Source organism: Bacillus sp. EAC (genome assembly GCF_002156875.1).
GTDB lineage: Bacteria > Bacillota > Bacilli > Bacillales > Bacillaceae_G > Gottfriedia.
Map to the genome: position 1 here is coordinate 395,800 of NZ_NCSY01000002.1, position 20,686 is coordinate 416,485.

Consider the following 20,686-nt stretch of genomic DNA (forward strand, 5'->3'; position numbering starts at 1 on the left):
GGATATTGTAACACAGATTTTTACGAAAAACAAATTGTGCACTATTAATAAAATAAATTGATTAATTCTTTTAATAAAAAACCCTTATTTTCTCTACTGAATTGCCATTATTAATCCAATATTTACGTTTTTTTTCATAATACTATTAAAATAACTATTCGGGACAGGTCGGTTACCTACATAAGGAGAAATTTCAATTGTATATCCTGGTCGTTTTTTAGCTGCCACATACCAATCCTTATAACCGCCTCCCCCGCCTTTCGCAGGCGCAACTAGACTATATCCTGTTTGCTTAGATAATTTTGTAGCAATTTTTTTATCTCGAGTCATTTGACTACCTTTTTGATTATAGTGCCAAAAAATAATATTTCCAGACGAATGATACGCTACTGTATTTTTAAACGAATGTTTATTTGTAAAATCATATAAAGCTTTTACTTCTGGCTCACTTAAAGGCTTTTTCCCTTTATGATTATCAGGTCCTGGCTTCACTTTATTATTTTTTAAACTTGACCATCCAGTTGGATACTGTCGATTTAAATCCACACCACGTATATTTGCTTTCCAAGCAGTAAAATTCTTACTACCTCTATTCAGTTTGATCACTTGGTTTGGATATTTTGCGCTTTTTGCACCTTCTTGAACTAGCATAACACCATCTGGGTTAACCATTGGTACAAAATAAATCGATGTCTTTGTTAAAATCTTTTTCACATCGTATCCATTTATCTTCGTATTTTTCTCATATGCATTTGCATACTGATCAAGCATTTCCATCAATACATTTGTTGTCATATGCTCTCTAGCGTGATGTGAAGCATTTAAACTGATTTCTTCTTTTCCGACTCCGAGCTTGATTGCATAAATATTTCTACCGTCTACTGACTTCCCTATTGTTTCTATTTTTGTAAACATAGGATACCATGCATTTAATTCTTGTAAATCTGCTGTTAGTTCTTCATAAGAGTAATTTCCAGATGGATCAACGTAATTATCTGTCTTTAGCCAAACGTCAGACTTTGAAATGAGTCCTGTAGCTCCACCGATACTTACGACAAGGTCGTTTCCATATTCTGTTTTAATATCAAACTTTTGTCGTGAAGAAATCTCTGTAATTACTACTGTTTTATCATTTGGATTCATGATTTTAGTGAGTCGTTTAGTCATTCCGAATTTTATTTTTGTAGGTTTACTTGGGATATTTGTAACCGGGATGCTTTCGTCTGGTAATGGAATCGTATTATTTTTATCAATATAAGCTGTCTGATTAAAGAACTGTATAGTTACATAATTGTCTTTCTCACCTGTTTTCTCATATAAAGTATTTGTTTTCACGATTCCTTTATTTACTAGATTTCCGTTTTCATTTACATAAATGATTGTATCCTTTATTACTTTAAATACTTTAGTTGTCGGATAGATTTCCCATAATGTTGCATCTCGGACTTTATCTCTTTGCACTATTCCTTTATTTCCGTTATAGATGGCATTAAATGTACTTACCTCTTCATTCTCAATCTTCAACAGTTGATTTACAGGAATTTTAATAATGGTCTCTTCACCAGATTCAGAATTTTTCATTGTAAAATCTGTTTCCTCGAGTGTAACTACCCATTTTTCATGGGTAATTTGATTCGTGCTCTCCGCAAAAATAGTTTTGAATGGTCCAATTGTAAGTACAAAAACGATAAAACTGATTAAAATCTTCTTCAAATGAATTCACCTCTCTGGCTAGTTAAGTTCTGGTTGTAATTGAATTAGTAAATAGATCATTTATAAAAATGAGTGGTACTTTTCTAAAAGATTCTTTTTTTTACAAGGTTTATTAAAAGCATAAATTTGAAAAGAAGTTGATTGGATTGGATATGCGAGACTCCTGTGTGAATAGCGGGACAGGCGAGACTCACGCAAGGCGTCAAAAAGGAAGGCATGCTAATACCACGACGTCCTGTCGCAACGCATGCATGACCCACATCGTGTGGGCCCAGGCTCACCGCACGCCCCACAGAAAGCGAGCATCCTGGAGTGGAAATCAACTAAGATTCTTCTTAAACGGCAACAAATTCTACAAAAACAGCCAAATGAAAAGCCCCCAAAATGGGAGCTATTAATTATCTTCTATTATTCTATTATTTTAGTACTCTTTTAGCTCCAGTAAACTTAGATCCCCAATATCCACCACTTAACGTATCAATTTTAACACCTTGGCTACTTGAAGCACTGATGAATTTATTGCTTCCTACGTAAATTCCAGCATGAGAGATACCTGATTTATATGTCCCGCTAAAGAATACTAGGTCGCCTGGTTCTAAATTACTTTTTGATACTGATTTACCAACATCATATTGATCTGAAGAAGAACGTGGTAAGCTAATACCAGCTTGTTTATATACGTAACGAACGAACCCTGAGCAGTCAAAACCACTTGGAGTTGTTCCTCCAAAAACATAGTCGACACCTATATGTTGTTTTGCTTCACTTACAATATCATTACCATCCATAGTTGCAGCTGATGTTTTACTTAGAGGTTGTCCAACTAGGAATAGGAAAATTATAGAAAGTAGTAAAAAACCTTTTTTCATTATTTTCACTCCTAGAAATATATGTTTCTACGTTTTTTATCAATTTATCTGATAATTCGATAATATCATGTTTTTTTCTCTCTAATGTTACAGAAAGATTACAAGTTCTTTACCGTTTATTTAAATCCTTTCATATAATTACAAAAAACGCAGCATCAATAGTCATATTTCTATTGAAAACTACGTTTATAGGTCATTTATTACCGTCCATATTTCGACCTTTTTCTTTGAATCTTTATCAACTTTCACTTTTTCCCGTTTCAACTATGTGTAACTGTTGCGTTTAGGGTATAATTACCATTAAGAACGTTACGAGTTAGGAGGCAGAGAATGCTTCAGCGTGATTTAAGTAAGGATATTATTAATGAACTTTCATACTCACTATTTTCAAAGCTTTCTCCGCAAAATACGAGGGATTCAGAGCTTGTCGAAACTGGATTACAACTTTATCGACAAGGTCAAGTTTACAATGTCTCCGTTCGAGAGGGTCGACTTGTAGGTGTAGTAGAAGAATCTGAGCAAATTCATTTGCCAATCTTACATATAGATAATCATGATCAAAATGGTTGCGATTGTTATGAAGTCCCTCCTTGTCAGCATCAAATCGCACTTTTATTTTATGCTGCTGCATCATTTGCTTTAGTTGGGGACATTATGCGCAAATTCAAACAAGCTTCCTTGAAAAGCATCCCTACGATCATGACGGGTCGTCAATTACTTGACCAAATGACAATGCTAGAGCAGGACAAACCAAAAGATACAGTTCAACTATTTGAAAAAAAATATAAAGAGTATATTGAACAGCAAAAAACATCATTTTATCAAGATGTTTATTTTGTTTACCCACTGTATGAACGGTTCTACCATGGTCTATTAAATCAACAGCCTCGACAAGAAAAAGAAAAGCTGCAATATCAACTTTTAGCAGCCATCTTTACAATGAACAAAATGGTCGGACAAATTGAAATTCAAAGTACGATCTATGACAATGCTCATTTACCAAGAGAAATGACGATGCTTGAAAATCAAATTGAAGCAGTAAGCAGGCAATTACATAACCTTACTGGCGGGGCTGTTTCCATGCAATATGAAGAAGTCCTGCGCGAGTTAGTAAAATCATTGCTATTAGAACGTAAATTATGTCTTATACCACGATATAATTCATTTCGACATGTATATAAAGGATTACTAAATAATTCAAGAATATTAAATCAAGATTTAGAGATCTATTCGAAGCTTGAAGAAGATTATTATGCCGATTTAGGGAAAGCACATTTACACTTTTTATTAAAAGATGATGAATCGGTGATTACCTTATTGAAAAAACATAGTGATAATGAACGAACGCTATATTCTTATACATACTGGATCGAAAATTTAAGAAAGAATAATGAGACGCAACGTCTATCAGAATATTTACCTTTATATTACGAAATGGTTTTACACTTTTTACAACATGGGGATGATGAATATGCGAAGAGTACATTTGCAAAACACTTCTTGTCTCATTATGAATACAATAGCTTTTATACAAAACAAACTGCTGGATTGGAAGTTGTCTATCAGGCACTTCTACCTTATAGCGAAATGCAATATACGGATTATTTAATGCATCATCAAGAATACAAACGTTGGTCAGAATTACAAATGTATTTATATTCGTTTCTACCTGAGCAAATTGATAAACATGATCTACAGGAAGTACATAAACATGATCCAGAATCAGTATTACCTCTATACCACCATATGGTGATCTATTATATCGAACTAAAAGGTCGATCCAACTATAAGTTAGCTGTTCGATATTTAAAGAAGTTAAAAACAAATTATAAAAAATTAAAACGTAATGAAGAGTGGAATGATTACATTCAATATATCGAATCTCAATTTATTCGCTTGCGTGCACTTCAAGAGGAATTAAGGAAAGGAAAATTAGTCAATGAAGCGACTAGCAAATCTTAGTATTGCTGTAAAATGGGTACCGAATAAAGGATTACTCATTTATGGGATGCAAAGTCACGGTGGAATTCTACCGGTAAGCGTTTGGAAGCATCTAGTGTTTCAATGGCACGGACCTTCATATTATGGGTCATTATTACAATCAACTCGTATACAACAAATTGAAGGTATCCTTTTAACTCCTATTGAGGCATTATCTTTTTTTAAAGAACATAGCGAAAATTCTCTAGTCGAGATCACTTATCTAGATGAAGCAGCAGATTATCATCAGACAATCTCTAAACTCTATCCGTCATTTCAAGAAGGTCAAGTCTCTCCCAGCTTTGCACATTATCAAGCAGGTGAAGAAATATGGTGTATTGATGGGGCAGAACCATTAGAACCCACGTTGCAAGAACTAGTTTCGGCTGCAATTAAACAGCAGTTTGAAATTGGCAAGGTTCAATCAAAGCGTTGGGATATTTCAAGAAGCCTATATCATAATCCAACTTATTTAAAGCAGCAGTTATCCCATAGTATTGACGAAGACGACTGGCATGTAAAAATCGGTCTTCGCGATGATGATGTACCATTTTCAATTCGATTAGTACTTGAAGAGCCGATGAGCGAACATGATGATTGGCATCTTCGTACATACTTGATCGATGAGCGCAAATCCATTAAGCCTTATGAATATTCAGGTCATGGTTCGTTACAAAGTAAACACTCTTCTTATGCTGAATACTTGGATCGAACGTTTCAAGGAGTTGGCTTACTTGTACCATCTTTAATTGAAAATGATAAACCAAAGGAGATTTTATCTGAACAAGAGGCTTGGACGTTTTTAACAGAGGACAGCGAAAAAATTCTTTCAGCAAATATTCAAGTCCTTTTACCAAGCTGGTGGCAGGCTTTAAAACAAAATAAAATCTCCTTAAAGGCTAGTGTCAAAGGTAAACCCGCTGGTAATTCATTTTTTAATATGGAAACATTAGTTGATTTCAATTGGAGAATCTCAACAAATGGCATGGAGCTCTCTGAACAACAATTCCAACAATTCGTCGAAAATCAAAGACGTTTAATTCAATTTAACGGTCAATGGATTGCACTTGATCCAGCATTTATCGCACGAATGAAAAAAATGATGGCAAAAGCCGAAAAACAAGGTCTTCGTTTTCATGAAGTTCTCCAACATGAATTACTTCAAGGTTCTGAAAAAATCGAGGACGAAAATTCTCCTTTTGCAGAAGTTGAAATTGAAGTAGATGAGGTTTTCCGTGAAATAACAAAACGATTAACGTCTATCTCTGAAGTACCTGAGTTAATTGTACCTCAAGGTTTGCAAGCAGACTTACGAGCTTATCAACAAAAAGGCTTTGAATGGCTAGTTCATCTCAAGAATATGGGTTTTGGCGCATTACTTGCAGATGATATGGGGCTGGGAAAAACAATTCAATCGATCGCCTATTTAGCTTATCGAAAAGAGCACGAAGAAAAACGTGGTGCTTCCTTAATCGTTTGTCCAACATCTGTAATTAATAACTGGAAACGAGAAATCGAAACGTTCTATCCAAATTTATCAATCCACGTTCATTATGGTGGTAATAGATTGAAAGGTTCTGATTTAATTTCAATCGCTAGAGATGTTGACGTTGTGATCACCTCTTATGCTTTAAGCGTGCTAGATTATGACGATCTTAAACAATATGTTTGGAAAAGTGTTATTTTAGACGAGGCACAAAATATTAAAAATGCAGCTACCAAACAATCAAGAGCTGTTCGTGGCTTAAAAGCAGAGCACCGTATTGCCTTAACTGGTACACCTATGGAAAATCGCTTAACTGAGCTTTGGACAATTTTTGATTTTATAAATCGTGGATATCTTGGAACACTTAATCGTTTTGTTGGTCATTACGTAAATCCAATAGAGAAAGATCGAAGTGAGGAAAAAATTAATGCCGTTCATCGATTAATCTCTCCCTTCTTACTAAGACGAACGAAGCAAGATGAAGATGTCGCATTAAATCTTCCACCGAAACAAGAGCAAAAAATGCTTTGTCCACTATCCGTAGAACAGGCTGCTTTATATGAACAAGTAGTTCAAGATAGCCTGAAACAGATTGATTCATTGACTGGCATCGAACGACGTGGAAGAATCCTATGGATGTTAAATAAGCTTAAACAAATATGCGATCATCCTTCTTTATTCTTAAAAGAAACACAGCTTGTCGATTTCGAAGATCGATCAAGTAAGGTTGAAAGACTATTTGAATTAATTGATCCAATTCTAGAACAAAAAGAAAGTTGTTTAATTTTTACTCAATATGTGCGAATGGGAGATATGTTAAAAGAAGCCATTCAAACTAAATTTGGTGAAGAAGTATTATTCTTAAACGGTAGCGTTCCAAAAACAAGCCGTGATAGTATGATTTCACGATTCCAAGACGGTGAAGTAAAAATATTTATTCTATCACTTAAAGCTGGTGGAACAGGATTAAATTTAACCGCAGCAAATCATGTTATGCACTTTGACCGTTGGTGGAATCCGGCTGTAGAAAACCAAGCAACAGATAGAGCTTACCGTATCGGGCAAACCAAGTTTGTACAAGTCCATAAATTCGTAACGATCGGTACACTTGAAGAAAAAATAGACGAAATGCTACAGCGTAAACAATCACTTAACGATACAATCATTACAAGTGAGCAGTGGATTACCGAACTATCAATGGAAGAACTTGCAGATTTACTTGGTGTTTAGTCGGACTATAAAGACGGGATTATTGAATAGAATAATCCCGTTTTTTAATGTGGATTTAAATTTTTGAAAACTATAATAACCGGAGGTATCTCATGAGTTCAAGCCGTGAAGTAAATGTAGTTGTTACTAACTATGATGAAAATTGGGTGAAGCTTTTTACTATTGAAGCAAAGAAAATTCGTGAGGTTTTAGGAAATGAAATAATAGATATCCATCATATTGGCAGTACATCCGTACCTAATTTGAAAGCGAAGCCAATCATTGATCTAATGCCAATCGTTAAAAATATTAATCAAGTGGATCATTTCAATTCAAAGATGGCTGAGATTGGATATGAAGGCTTAGGAGAGTTTGGCCTTGAAGGTCGTAGGTATTTCCGAAAAGGTGGCGTAAATCGTACGCATCACGTTCATATCTATCAATATGACAATGAAGAACAGATTAACCGTCATTTAGCATTTCGTAACTACTTAAGATCACATAGCGATGTTGCTTTTGCGTATGGTGAACTAAAGGAGAGACTTGCAAGAGAATTTCCGAAAGATATAGAAGGTTATATGGATGGTAAGGACTCGTTTGTAAAAAATGTAGAACACAAAGCAATCGAATGGAAAAAATTAAGAGGCGAGTAAGAATCGAAACTCCCACTATTTAGGCAAAACAAAAAGCAGACCTCTATACAGGTCTGCTTTTAATTATACCGTTTGCATAAGTTGTAATCGTTCAATGTGGTATTTTGCTTCTAGTTTACAAGAATAAGATGGGTCCTCCACATTTAACTGTTTTACTAGTTGCTCAATTTGTTGAATTTGATCTTCTGTTGGATCATCATTCAGCATTTTCGTAATATCTTCGTTCATTTTTATTGCTAATTCTTGATGAAACTGTTCGCTATTCAAAATAGACTCTTCAACAGTTGATTGCCACGAAGCGTTTAGCTCATTGTAGCTTTTCCACTCAGCTAAGAAACCATCCCAGCTGTACGCCTCTAAATCCCACTCTAAGTTTCTCATATATAATTCAAAAGCAGTTTTGATAGAGTTGGTAATACTAATTTTCGTACCACGTGGTAAATTCTTGAGCATGATGTACATACCCCCGTTTTTAAATTTTTGTAATTACTCTTAGATGTCAGATTTCGATAACATTGTTATAATACCATAAAAAAACCATTTACGACAAAATAATTTAAATTATTCTACAATTTGCGCCTGAACGCAAAAAAAAATTCCTATTTTGTAAAAAACAGGAATTTTTGTTACTACCGTAACTTATTTTAGTGCAAACGTTAGTTCAGCTTCACAAGCAATTTGTCCATCAACAGTTGCTACAGCTTTACCTTTACCGATAGGACCACGCATTTTCACAAGCTCAACTTCAAGTCTGAGTGTGTCGCCAGGAACTACTTGTTTCTTAAATCGACAGTTATCAATTCCAGCAAAAAGTGCTAATTTCCCTTTGTTTTGCTCTAAGCTTAGAGCTGCAACTCCACCAACTTGTGCAAGAGCCTCTACAATTAATACCCCTGGCATAACTGGATAATCAGGGAAGTGCCCGTTAAAAAATTCTTCGTTTGCTGTTACATTTTTTAACCCTATTGCACGTTTACCTTCTTCTAACTCAATGATTCGATCAACTAATAAAAACGGGTAACGATGAGGAAGGATTTCTTTAATCGCTTTAATATCTAACATTTTATGTATTCCTCCTAAATCAATTCGATTTTTTCGTAAGTTAGTATAAAAAAGAAGCAAGTCTTAGGACCAGCTTCTATCGTCATAAATATTATACTATCTCATTTCATTCGTTAACGCAATCCATTAATCAAACCGCTCATTTCGTCGGCCATTGTGATTGCACGAGAACTAAACTGATAAGCTTTCTGAGTGATCGTTAAGTCTGTCATTGATGTTGCTAGGTCCACATTTGATTGTTCTAAAGCTCCACCCATTGTACTTACTTGATTTGCATTTAAGGGACGCACAGTTTGTCCAACAGTGGCTGCTTTAGAGATACGGAATAGATTGCTACCAGCACTCTCAAAGTTCTGTGGTTTAAGAACATTTACAACTGCAAGCTGATAATTTGTTCTTGTTCCATTTTGGTTTGTTATTGTTAGGCCACCTGTTTCATTAAATGAAAAATCTTTAGCGTTCCCATCTACAATAATTGGTCCATTTGTTCCTAATACTGGATTACCTTCGCTAGTTGAAAGCTGTAGCTTTGATCCGTCACCGTTGATCGGTAATAATTGGAATGAGCCATCTCTTGTATATCTTGTTTCTGTTCGACCATTTTCAGTCACATTTACTTGGAAAAACTGACTTTTCTCCATTAATGCAACGTCAAGCTTTCTTTCTGTTCGTTGGATTGCTCCAGCATCTAGCTGAAGTGTCGTATGCGCTAATTTTGCACCTACCCCATATCGTACGCCATAAGGTGTTTTGCGACCTACCTCTTGATCTGTACGCGTTTGGTTATCAAATTGTTGAAAAAGTAATTCACCAAAATTTGTATCACGTCTTTTATAACCTACTGTATTTACATTCGCAATATTATTACTGATAACATCTAATTGATTTTGTAATTGCCCCATTGTATTTGAAGCGATTGATAACATACGATTCATCTGTTTCCCTCCTCATCGAATCTATTTCTTGTACTCGTTTAATTATCTTAACCTACCGATTTCATTTGCGGCTTTATCCATGCTACGGTCGTACGCCTGTAGAACTTTCTGATTTGCTTCGAATGTACGATAAGCAGACATTAATTCTGTATATGTTTGAGTAACGTCAACATTCGAACGCTCAATAAAGCCTTGATTAACAGAAAATGCTACACGATTATTATTAGCAGCTGTAGGTAATGCTCGGCCGTTTACCGTTTTGAATAGTCCCTCTCCTTCTTTAACTAAAGAGTTTGGATTATCAGAGAATGCTACCTTTAACTTGCCTTTTGCTCGTCCATTTTCAGTAATTGTCCCGTCCTCAAGCATTTTAAAATCCGAAGATTGAAGTTGGATACGTTGATTATTTTCACCTAATACGTAAAATCCGTTATTTGTAGTTAAATAACCTTGTTGGTCTAATGTGAAATTCCCATTTCTTGTATATCGAACTGAGCCATCTGGATTTTGAAGTTCAAAAAACAGAGCTCCCTTTGTTTTAGCTGTTGTATTATATGGAATGACTTGCTCTTGAATAGCAATGTCAGTCGTCTTATTTGTTTGTTGTAGATCACCTTGTGTAAACTTTGGCATTGTTTCTTGCATATAAACACCCGTGTTCATTCCACCTAAAAATGCGCCATTTTGAGAAATATTTTTTGCCGGAATATTTTCAGTTCCCATTCGTTGCATTAATAATTCTGGAAATGAACGTAAAGAAGCTTGTTCTCCTTTATATCCTGGTGTATTTGCATTCGCTAAATTATTCGTTAAATATTCTGTTACTCTTTGTTGTGCAATCATACCAGACGCTGCTGCATAAAAACCCCTTAGCATTTTGCTACTCCTCTCAATCGATTAAGGTCTATTTTTATAGCGACTCTAAACGATTTTCCATCAATAATGTTTTTATTTAATAGCATATAAATGTATTTTTTCGCACTTATTTATCTAATTGAATTGTTTTATATGGTAGTTTTACGATTCATAATGTACGCAAAATTTGATAAATTTCATCAAATCTATTATATACTTTCTACAATTTATTTGTATGGTACAAATAGCTTATGTCGAAAAATGTTTTCTCTTGTAAAATAGTAGCTTTGAATCATATAAAGAGAGTTATATTCTAAACAAAGAAAAACAGACAAAAAGGTAGCTAACCTCTTTATCTGTCTCACAAAATGACACTTATCTATTACTGTGATACTGACTTTTCAACTTCGATAGTCGCAGTAGAAGATGCAGTAAAAAACTTCGGTAAAATGATTAAAAAATAGATTCCAACAATCGCAAGACTTGCTCCTACTATCGCATGAAGCCATTCAATTTTTAGAATGGTAGGATAGAAAACTGTGATTAATCCTAATGTAATGCTTTGAGAAAGTAGGATTATTGGTTGAATCCAGCCTTGTACCCTTCCCATCATTCGTTTCTCAACTATTTTTGGGAACCAACCGCCAATCCCTATATTCACAATCGGAAGTGTAAAACCTATGATCCATTGCCAAATGATATAGGCAGTTGCATTTGAAGAAAAACCACCGACAATCACACATAGTCCTGAAATGATAAGACCTATAACAATCATATAAGGCAATTGAATTTTCTTAGCTAACATCGAACCAAAAATACTTCCAGCTAACACGCCCGTACCAAATGCTACCCCTACATAGATTAATAATTCCTCATACGAATCTGGCGCTAGTTTATATTTTAAAATGAAGGATGGCATTACGGAAAAGCCACCATTAATTACGCCAAATAAGAAAAATCCAGATAATAGTGATCTAAGTAATGAATGATTTACTATGTATACAATTCCTTCTTTAAAATCTTTTATGACCATTTTTACATTTAAATCCTTAATCGAGTGGTGACCATTTGGATTTGTGATCTCTTTTCCTACTTTAGCTAGTTGAATCAAAATCCCTGACAGTATAAAAGATGCAGTATCAATTAGAATAGCCGCTTCTACTCCGAGTTTCCAAAATACAACTGTTCCAATCGCTCCACCGAATAACATAAATAAACTACTAACAAGCTGATTTAACCCCGCAGATGTTGCATACTGATCTTCCGTTAAGATTCCTTGTAATAAAGAAGACTGTGCAGGTTGAAAAAATTTTGACACACCACTTCTTATAAAGAGAACTCCAAACGAAATAACAATCCAATCTTGCATAATAGTAAATAATAAAACCATCGATAAAAATGCGCTTATAAAATCACAGTACATTGCTATTTTCTTACGGTCCAATCGGTCTGCGACCACTCCGACTAAAAAGAAAACAAAAATCATCGGCAATGTATACATAAGTTCAGTAATTGTTGCGTAATACGGTTGAGTTGAGAATTTTCTTAATAGATATAGCATAAATGCCGTCATACCAACAACTGAACCAAGTTGAGAAGTAAAATTGGCTAAAAATAACCATGCGAAATTTCGGTTTTTAAAAATTTGAAACAATTTAAGCCCCCCTTATTGATTCCCCCATTCATTATACTCCAAATTTTCAGAATAAAACTCACAATTCTCGTCGAATATTCATTAATTTTCCGCATAATTACTTCCATAAAAAACCAAAATAATACGAAATCCATTAAATTAAGAATAGGTGAGGACCATGAGGGTATTTTTAGTATTTCTACTATTATTTGTATTAACGGTGGGATTGATCATAGGTATTGACTATTTAGAAGGTGCAAGTTCGCAAGAAATCATCGGTAACTTTCTCGGCAGTAAAACTGAATTAGTTGGTGAAGATTATGTGTTAATCTTCCTTTTCACCGTACCATTTGGAGTAGCAAAATTCGTTTTAAACTATTTAGAAAACATAAAGAAGAAAAGAAACCAACAACAAGATCAAGGTCAAAATATAGCGGAGCAATAATCTTTTAAATGAAAAAAGCAGCTTAGATTGTCTAAGCCGCTTTTTCTTTTCCACTCACTTTTTTCTGAATGATCGCAATAATTAACAGTGCTATCGGGATAATCATTTGTAGTGGAATGTGCAAATAAAATGGCACAAAATCTAACCCTTCTTTATAATGCTCTAAATAGTTAGGAGCCATCCACACAGAAATAAGTACAATAATAACTCCTATTGGATAGGTTAGTGTATCACTTTTCTTTATACCAAATAAATCACCCGCTCCATGTACTGCACAAAAGAAAAAGACAGAAATTTTAATAAATCCACCTAATACCATTACGATTACAATAAGCGAATCAAGTCGTTGAATAAAATTGGCAATATTAATATAACTAACTGCTGTTAAAATGGGGTAACTTGCTCTCTCTAATACATCTACCCCTAATATTGATATGTTGACGACTGTTAGTGTTGTTAGTGTTAACCCTGCAAATATCATAGCTGGAAGTCCCACTTTCATGGCATATTCCTTCTTTTTTAAATGAGGCATTAACATTGCTAATGTGATAATCTCTCCAAAAGGAAATGTAACCGTTAAAGGAAATGCCGCTTTAAATACAGGCAACCATCCACTTTCTAAAGTGGGCCTTAAATTGTCTATTTTAATGAGCTTCGCTATAACTTCAAATCCAATAACAGTAATAATGATAAACATAATCATATAAAATGAGAATTCATTTACCCTTGCAAATACTTCGAATCCTTTGTATATCGCATACATCACTAAAAATATCATTAAAATTCCAATTGAAATGAGCGAAGTTGAATTATAAAGTGAAATCACTAATAATTCCTCGAAGTCGCGTAAGACACGTCCGCCGATATAAATAAAGTAGAGTATGTATACAACTGCCATTATTTTCCCAACATATTTCCCTAGAATTTTTTGAACATACTTCGTTAATGGTAAATCAGGAAACATTTCAAATAATTTTATGTATACATAGAATAATAAGCATCCACATACTATTGCGACTAATAGACTTAACCATGCATCTTGACGAGAGGCTGTAGCAAGTGCAATTAATGATGAGCTCCCAATTTCAAATAAATAGATGATACAAAAAAATTGAAAGCCACTTATAGTTAATTTTCGATTCATATTATTACCTTCTCTTCTAATATGGATAGGCTTTCTTTCTCATACCTACATTACTAATTTGAATATCCACGTCTACTTTAACTTTAGCTTTTCTAAATACTTCTCCCCAATTTTTTTGATATTTTTTAAATGCTTTCGGATCTGATAGATGTAATTTCTCTCCAAATCCAAAGCTATCCCCAGCTACTTTTTGAACTTCGGCTATTCCTTGTTCCATAAATTGTTTTACTACTTTCTCACTTCCTTTTTCATATTTATTTAATGTTTTTGCTTTATCAAAATTGTCGTTACAAAGCACTTCATCAATATGTCCAATTGATTTTATTTTAATATGAATCATCGGTATGCCTTTTTTCATTTTTACTTCTGTTTTCGTTTTGACACGAGTTAACTCCATCGAATCATACGTTCCTTTTTTACATTGTACTTGAACATTTGTTTCCTTTATTAAATTATCAATGAATTGCACTGACCTCGACGGTGGTCCATCTAACCATCCGACTAGCTTTCCTTTATCAAAAAGACCAAGTCCGTTTATTACGTTATACGTTGATTTTACTTCATCAAAATTAGCAAGGGATTCTGATGTCGCTGATTCTCTCGCAAGAGTAACTCCATTTATTACTGGTTCTCTTCCTTTACTAGAAAGTGCAGCAATTACTTCACGCATTTGCGTTTCATGATTCTCTCCTAAAAGATTTGAAGTGTTTTGAATTTTACCAACGATCGATTTTGCTGGAAGTTTATCAAGTGGTGGTAAGTTATTCATTACACGATAGACACTATCTTCCCTTGCGATAATAACTGGAATATTTACACGTATTTTTGAATCACGTTCAAATACATCAAAAATATAGTTTAATGATTTTTCTTTTGCTAATTTTTCTCCAATTACAACTAATGCCACATGAGAGTAAATATTTGGTCGTGAAATTCTTTTAGTAACAAGTCTAGCTGCCTCTGATATTGTTCTCCCTTTTTCAACCAGTGCAATAATAGGGATTCCTTGTGCACCTCCCATTTGTGTTGCTATTGCACTTGGATTGATCAGTTGAACGATCATCTCATACTTTTTTTCCTTTGGTAAGTAATCGATCCCCATCGCAACGACTATAGACAATCCATTTAACTCTCTATAATTCGAACAGCCACTTACTAATAAGCACATGATAAACATAGAAACAATAAGTTTTCTTTTCATCATTTATTCACCACTGCTCTGTTCTTCGACAGTTTTCGTATTGCCTTGAGTAGGAACAACTAGAATAGCGTCTTTTTGACTTTTTATGCGAAATGGTGCGAATGGTGCAAAGTATGGTTCACCGAAAGAACGAAGACTACACATATGGATTAAAATAATCATCCCACCAATCAATATGCCAAATAAACCAATATATGCTCCAGCTAATAATAGAATAAATCGTAATATCCTAGCTGCAATGGACATGTTGTAATATGGAATTGTGAAACTAGCGATCGCTGTAATCGATACGATAATTACCATCGATGCAGACACAAAACCCGCCTGTACGGCTGCTTGCCCAAGTATCAAAGCTCCAACAATTGAAAGTGCTTGCCCGACTGCTCTTGGCATTCGAATACCAGCTTCTCGTAATACTTCAAAGACGAGTTCCATACCCATTGCTTCGACGATTGCCGGCAACGGAACACCTTCACGTTGTGCAGCTAGACTTACTAATAGTACAGTTGGAATAACCGCTTGATGAAATGAAGTAATTGCAATAAATATAGCCGGGGCAAATAAAGCAACCCAAAAAGACAAATAACGTAGCATTCTTAAAAAGGTTCCAATGTACGAATTCTGATAATAGTCCTCTGGAGACTGAAAAAACTGAGTAAATGTAGCCGGTAAAATTAAAACGAAGGGAGTTCCTGCCGTAAATATAGCAACTCTTCCCTCTAGTAAATTTCCAACAACTGCATCTGGCCGTTCTGTATGTACTATCGTTGGGAAAATAGTTTTTTGATCATTTTGGATATAATTTTCGATATAGCTTGATTCTAAAATTCCATCTACATTAATTGCATCTAATCGGTGCTTTACTTCTTGTAATAAATTCTCATCTACAACACCTTTAATATACATAATTTCAATATCAGTTCTTGTTATTTCTCCAATTTTCATGGATTCGATACGTAATGCAGGGTGCTGAATTCGATTTCGAATGAGAGAGGTATTTGTACGCAAACTCTCTGTGAAGCTATCTTTTGGTCCCCTGATCACTGTCTGAGTCGAAGGTTCCGAGATACTTCTAGACTGGACCATTTTTGTACAAGCTACTAAAAAGTTCGTATCTTGATCTAGAAGAATTACCGTATCACCTAGGAGTAATCCCGATAAAAGATTGGTATAGCTTGATTGAGATTTTAAACTAGAAACAGAGATAATACCTTTTAATCCATTTTCTAAATCTGTTAAAGATAAGGTAGTATCCTTTTCAAAATTAATCCCAACAATCTTTTCAATAATCCCTTCATTTACCAATTTTTCATCTGAAATGCCATCAATATGGATAACTGCAAAAGAATGCTGTAGCCCTTCACCTAGTGCTTCATGCCGGATGATTAGATCAGAGCTATCTCCAAAATCATCTTTAATTCGTTTTATATTTTCTAATATATCCTTACTTAAAGAACGAGAAATATCATTTTGAAAAGGAATTTTCCTATTTGTTACAGCACTATTCGTTTCTTTATAATTAAACACTTCCTACCACCGCCCGATTTTCATGGCTTACTATTATTATACTTTTACCAAATTCTCTCATTTAATGTATTGTTTTCTTAAAAAGGTGCGATAAATGCGGATAACAATACAAAAAAACTCTGTAACAGTTGTTAAGCTGCAACAGAGTTTTTTATTGGTTTAGTTCTTTTCAAAAAGGCTTATCGCCCGCCCTACGGAAAGCGAGCATCCTGTAGCGGAACCCACTAAGCCTTTATTAATTAGAAACAATGTTTCCGAATATAGCTTTTTATTTTTAATGTGATAATTGTAAAATAGGATTAATTGTTTTCCTACCGATGGAGTAGTAATGAATAGAGGTCTGACAGATTCGGTCTAGACTATAACAATTTCGTCCATCAAATACGATTGGCCTTTTCATATATTGTTCATATATAGCAACATTAGCATGAACAATTTCATCCCATTCGGTCAGTATTAATGCAGCATCCTTCTCATTTATCGCATCTTTTAAATTAGTTGTGTAATTGATTAAATTACCAAACTCATTAAATAACTCAGGTAAGGCAATTGGGTCATATGCTGTTATGTTTACGCCTTCCTTTAATAATTGCTGAATCAAAAGTATAGAAGGCGCATGGCGCAGATCGTTTGTATTCGGTTTAAAACTTGCTCCTAAAATCGCTATCTTTTTATCTTTCAGTTGTCCTATATTATTTGTGACTAAATCAAATAGTTTCATCTGTTGTTTCTCGTTTATCTCTATTACTGATTTTAGTAACTTTAGTTCAAGTCCCCGCAATTCTGATTCTTTTACTAAGGCAGTTGTATCTTTTGGAAAACAAGATCCTCCGAACCCAATACCAGCTTTTAGAAATTGAGAACCAATCCGATGGTCAAGTCCCATTCCTAAAGCTACTTGCTCAATATCAGCATCAACCTTTTCACAGATCATCGATATCTCATTTATAAAGCTAATTTTGGTTGCTAGGAAAGCGTTAGAAGCATATTTGACCATTTCTGCACTACGCACATTTGTTATAAAGATTGGGATATTAAATGGTTTGTATAAGTCTTGAAGTAATAGTGTTGCGTTTAGACTATCTGACCCGATTACGATTCGATCGCCATTAAAAATATCATATAATGCGGAGCCTTCTCTTAAAAATTCCGGATTCGAAACAACTTCAATACAAATATGTGGCTTTGCGTATTCTACCATCATTTGTTTAATCATTTCATTTGTTCCAACCGGAACGGTACTTTTAATAACGACGACAATATCACTTTCAATACAAATAGCTATATCCCTTGCAACTTCCTTTAAATAAATTAAATTTGCTGTTCCATCCTGCATCTCAGGCGTACCAACTGCAATAAAAATTAAATCAGCGTTTCGATATGCTTCTTCATAATCTGTTGTAAAATCAATTCGCCCTAAATTAATATTTTCTAAGAGAGATTCTTGTAATCCTGGTTCGTATATTGGACTGATACCTTTTTGAAGTAAACTTATTTTTTCTTTATCAATATCAACACACGTAACTTTATGACCGATTGTTGCAAATGAAATGCCTGTAGAAAGACCAACAAACCCAGTACCAGCAACAACAATTCGCTTCATATCCATCCCATCCTAAACAATTAATCCGCTCGGAGATTATTCTCATGTTTCTCATATTGAATAATCTCTTCAAGATATTGCATTAAATTAAATCGAATATCCTCTTTTTCAATAGCAAACTTGATTGATGCCTTTAACCATCCCAATGGATCGCCAACATCATATCGATTCCCTTCAAACTTATAAGCATATAAATTTCTCTTATTATTTAATTCTGCCAATGCATCAGTAAGCTGTAATTCACCGTTTATACCGAATGGTGTCACTTCAAGCAAATCAAATATATCTGGTGTTAATATATACCTGCCCATAATCGCTAAATTAGATATTACTGAGCCCTTTGGTGGTTTCTCAATTAATTTTTTAATTTCACTCAAATCATCTAATTCGTTTACACATTCTATTATTCCATACCTACTTACATCTTCATTTGGAACATGCATTACACCGATGACAGGTGATAAAACCTTTTCATATTGCTGAATTAGTTGATAAGTACACGGAACATTTCCAGTTGTCACATCATCCCCAAGTAAAACTGCAAATGGTTCATCTCCAATAAACTTTTTAGCACAAAGTATGGCATGACCTAAGCCTTTTGGTTCTTTTTGTCGTAAATAATGTAAATCGGCAATCGAAGAAGTTTGGACAACTTGTTCAAGTAAATCGTATTTTTTATTCTCAAGTAGACGATGCTCAAGTTCATATGCATAATCAAAATGATCCTCAATTGCGCGTTTGCCTTTTCCAGTAATGATTAAAATCTCTTCAATCCCTGAATTGACTGCTTCTTCAACTATGTACTGAATTGTTGGTTTGTTGACAATTGGTAACATTTCCTTTGGCATTGCCTTTGTTGCAGGTAAAAAGCGTGTACCTAGTCCAGCAGCTGGTATAATGGCCTTTCTTACCTTCATCAGCAGATCGCTCCTCTTTAAAAAATAGATTTACTCCTCTTTCGTGAACTAATATTTCGTAAGTACTTTAACATATGAACATGCTTTCTTCATCATCCCTCATTTACAATTCATTTAGGGAAACTTTACAAATGTAATTCTCAAAAGAATGACTTATGTTCTCCTTCTCTATCGTTTCATTGACTACCTTCAAGTTCATTTTAATTTTACAAAACCCAAACATGTTCAATACAAATCCCTCGTCTTTATTAAAAAAAATTTACAAAAAAAAATCTCAAGCAATCGCTTGAGATTTTTTTATTTTAAATATCGGCTTGGAATTTTATCAATATTTTCTAACATGATACCAGTACCAATTGCTACACATTGCATTGGATCTTCTGCAATGAATACAGGAACTTTAAGTTCTTCAGCTAGTAAAGTGTCAATTCCGTGTAAAAGTGCTCCGCCACCTGTTAAGATAACTCCACGATCAATAATATCAGCTGATAATTCAGGTGGAGTACGTTCTAATACAGTTTTTGCAGCTTGTACAATTAAGTAAACTGGTTCACTTAATGCTCTTTGAATTTCATCAGAATATACAGTTATCGTACGAGGTAATCCCGTTACCATGTCACGACCGCGAATATCGATAGATTCATTTCTAGCTCCTGGGAATACAGTACCTACTTCAATTTTAATTTGCTCCGCTGTACGCTCACCAATTAATAATTTGTACTCACGTTTGATATAGTTTAAGATCTCCATATCAAACTTGTCCCCTGCCATTTTAATTGATGAGGCGGTGACGATATCACCCATAGATAATACAGCAATATCAGTTGTTCCACCGCCAATATCAATTACCATGTTACCACTTGGTTGGAAAATATCCATTCCAGCTCCAATTGCAGCAACCTTTGGTTCTTCTTCTAAATAAACTTGCTTACCACCGCTTTTTTCAGCAGCTTCACGAATTGCTTTTTGTTCAACAGACGTAATGTTTGTTGGACAACAGATTAGTATACGCGGCTTTGACATAAAACCTTTAACATCTAATTTATTAATAAAATAACGCAGCATTGCTTCAGTAATATCAAAATCTGCAATAACCCCGTCTTTTAATGGGCGAATTGCTACGATATTACCAGGTGTACGACCTACCATTCGACTTGCTTCTTCACCTACAGCTAATACTTTACCGCTATTACGTTCAATTGCTACTACAGAAGGTTCGTTTAAAACGATTCCCTTACCTTTTACATGTATTAAGACATTGGCAGTACCAAGATCTATTCCGATATCCTTAGAAAACATTTCTTTTGGCTCCTCCTTATTCACTATACTCATGAGCAGTTCCGAATACGTGTTATACCAAAATATAATTTTACCATAAATGACTGCTTTTAGTAATTAAATTATTGTGAACAGGAGGTTAAATATTTCTAATTTTGTTTTCAAGGCTCAGAATC

The 20,686-nt window shown here is 34.4% G+C and carries 17 protein-coding genes; 4 read left to right on the forward strand and 13 right to left on the reverse strand.

The annotated features are described in order from the left end of the window. Positions 1–93: 93 nt before the first annotated feature. Both B7R65_RS04930 and B7R65_RS04940 read right to left on the reverse strand, forming a co-directional pair. A complete protein-coding gene (locus B7R65_RS04930) occupies positions 94–1,713 on the reverse strand; it encodes a M14 family metallopeptidase (RefSeq protein ID WP_088041631.1) in 1,620 nt (539 codons plus the stop codon). Positions 1,714–2,129: 416 nt separating this feature from the next. Further along, entirely contained in the window at positions 2,130–2,582 is a 453-nt protein-coding gene (locus B7R65_RS04940; RefSeq protein WP_088041633.1) for a C40 family peptidase, read from the reverse strand. Positions 2,583–2,912: 330 nt separating this feature from the next. Here B7R65_RS04940 and B7R65_RS04945 point away from each other — a divergent pair, with 330 nt between their 5' ends. The 3 genes from B7R65_RS04945 (at position 2,913) to B7R65_RS04955 (ending at position 7,910) form a co-directional block, all read left to right on the forward strand. Next, positions 2,913–4,544, forward strand: a complete 1,632-nt coding sequence (locus tag B7R65_RS04945) for an SWIM zinc finger family protein (RefSeq protein WP_088041634.1) — start codon at positions 2,913–2,915, stop codon at positions 4,542–4,544. Further along, on the forward strand, positions 4,522–7,278 hold the full coding sequence (locus B7R65_RS04950; protein ID WP_088041635.1) for a DEAD/DEAH box helicase: 2,757 nt from the start codon (positions 4,522–4,524) through the stop codon (positions 7,276–7,278). The genes B7R65_RS04945 and B7R65_RS04950 overlap by 23 nt, the downstream gene beginning before the upstream one ends. 92 nt (positions 7,279–7,370) lie before the next feature. Continuing rightward, positions 7,371–7,910, forward strand: a complete 540-nt coding sequence (locus B7R65_RS04955; protein ID WP_088041636.1) for a GrpB family protein — start codon at positions 7,371–7,373, stop codon at positions 7,908–7,910. Between the two features lie 63 nt (positions 7,911–7,973). On the opposite strand, the gene B7R65_RS04960 is transcribed toward B7R65_RS04955, so the two are convergent. From B7R65_RS04960 to B7R65_RS04980, 5 genes are all read right to left on the reverse strand, one after another. Beyond that, complete coding sequence (locus tag B7R65_RS04960) at positions 7,974–8,363, reverse strand: hypothetical protein (protein WP_088041637.1); 390 nt, start codon at positions 8,361–8,363, stop codon at positions 7,974–7,976. A 186-nt stretch (positions 8,364–8,549) separates the two neighbouring features. Continuing rightward, on the reverse strand, positions 8,550–8,972 hold the full coding sequence (fabZ, locus tag B7R65_RS04965; RefSeq protein WP_088041638.1) for a 3-hydroxyacyl-ACP dehydratase FabZ: 423 nt from the start codon (positions 8,970–8,972) through the stop codon (positions 8,550–8,552). A gap of 113 nt (positions 8,973–9,085) precedes the next feature. Beyond that, positions 9,086–9,907, reverse strand: a complete 822-nt coding sequence (locus B7R65_RS04970) for a flagellar hook-basal body protein (protein WP_088041639.1) — start codon at positions 9,905–9,907, stop codon at positions 9,086–9,088. Positions 9,908–9,949: 42 nt separating this feature from the next. Further along, a complete protein-coding gene (locus B7R65_RS04975; protein WP_088041640.1) occupies positions 9,950–10,783 on the reverse strand; it encodes a flagellar hook-basal body protein in 834 nt (277 codons plus the stop codon). A gap of 361 nt (positions 10,784–11,144) precedes the next feature. Continuing rightward, positions 11,145–12,416: an MFS transporter gene (locus tag B7R65_RS04980; protein WP_088041641.1), complete on the reverse strand. Its 1,272-nt coding sequence runs from the start codon at positions 12,414–12,416 to the stop codon at positions 11,145–11,147. A 157-nt stretch (positions 12,417–12,573) separates the two neighbouring features. Between B7R65_RS04980 and B7R65_RS04985 the strand changes: the two genes are divergently transcribed. Further along, positions 12,574–12,840: a YczF family membrane protein gene (locus B7R65_RS04985; RefSeq protein ID WP_088041642.1), complete on the forward strand. Its 267-nt coding sequence runs from the start codon at positions 12,574–12,576 to the stop codon at positions 12,838–12,840. Between the two features lie 31 nt (positions 12,841–12,871). Here B7R65_RS04985 and B7R65_RS04990 read toward each other — a convergent pair whose 3' ends face one another. The 6 genes from B7R65_RS04990 to mreB all read right to left on the reverse strand — a co-directional run bounded on the left by B7R65_RS04990 (position 12,872) and on the right by mreB (position 20,531). Next, positions 12,872–13,984 (reverse strand): GerAB/ArcD/ProY family transporter, encoded by a 1,113-nt coding sequence (locus tag B7R65_RS04990; protein ID WP_088041643.1) that lies wholly within the window; start codon positions 13,982–13,984, stop codon positions 12,872–12,874. Positions 13,985–14,000: 16 nt separating this feature from the next. Further along, positions 14,001–15,185, reverse strand: a complete 1,185-nt coding sequence (locus B7R65_RS04995) for a Ger(x)C family spore germination protein (protein WP_179194776.1) — start codon at positions 15,183–15,185, stop codon at positions 14,001–14,003. A gap of 3 nt (positions 15,186–15,188) precedes the next feature. Then, positions 15,189–16,712 (reverse strand): spore germination protein, encoded by a 1,524-nt coding sequence (locus B7R65_RS05000; RefSeq protein ID WP_256941165.1) that lies wholly within the window; start codon positions 16,710–16,712, stop codon positions 15,189–15,191. A gap of 274 nt (positions 16,713–16,986) precedes the next feature. Next, positions 16,987–18,315: a UDP-glucose dehydrogenase family protein gene (locus B7R65_RS05005; protein WP_088041645.1), complete on the reverse strand. Its 1,329-nt coding sequence runs from the start codon at positions 18,313–18,315 to the stop codon at positions 16,987–16,989. Between the two features lie 20 nt (positions 18,316–18,335). Next, positions 18,336–19,235 (reverse strand): UTP--glucose-1-phosphate uridylyltransferase GalU, encoded by a 900-nt coding sequence (gene galU, locus B7R65_RS05010; RefSeq protein WP_088041646.1) that lies wholly within the window; start codon positions 19,233–19,235, stop codon positions 18,336–18,338. Positions 19,236–19,529: 294 nt separating this feature from the next. Next, the gene (gene mreB, locus B7R65_RS05015) at positions 19,530–20,531 is read right to left on the reverse strand and encodes a rod shape-determining protein (protein ID WP_088041647.1); all 1,002 of its coding nucleotides are present in this window, start codon (positions 20,529–20,531) and stop codon (positions 19,530–19,532) included. Positions 20,532–20,686: the final 155 nt, after the last annotated feature.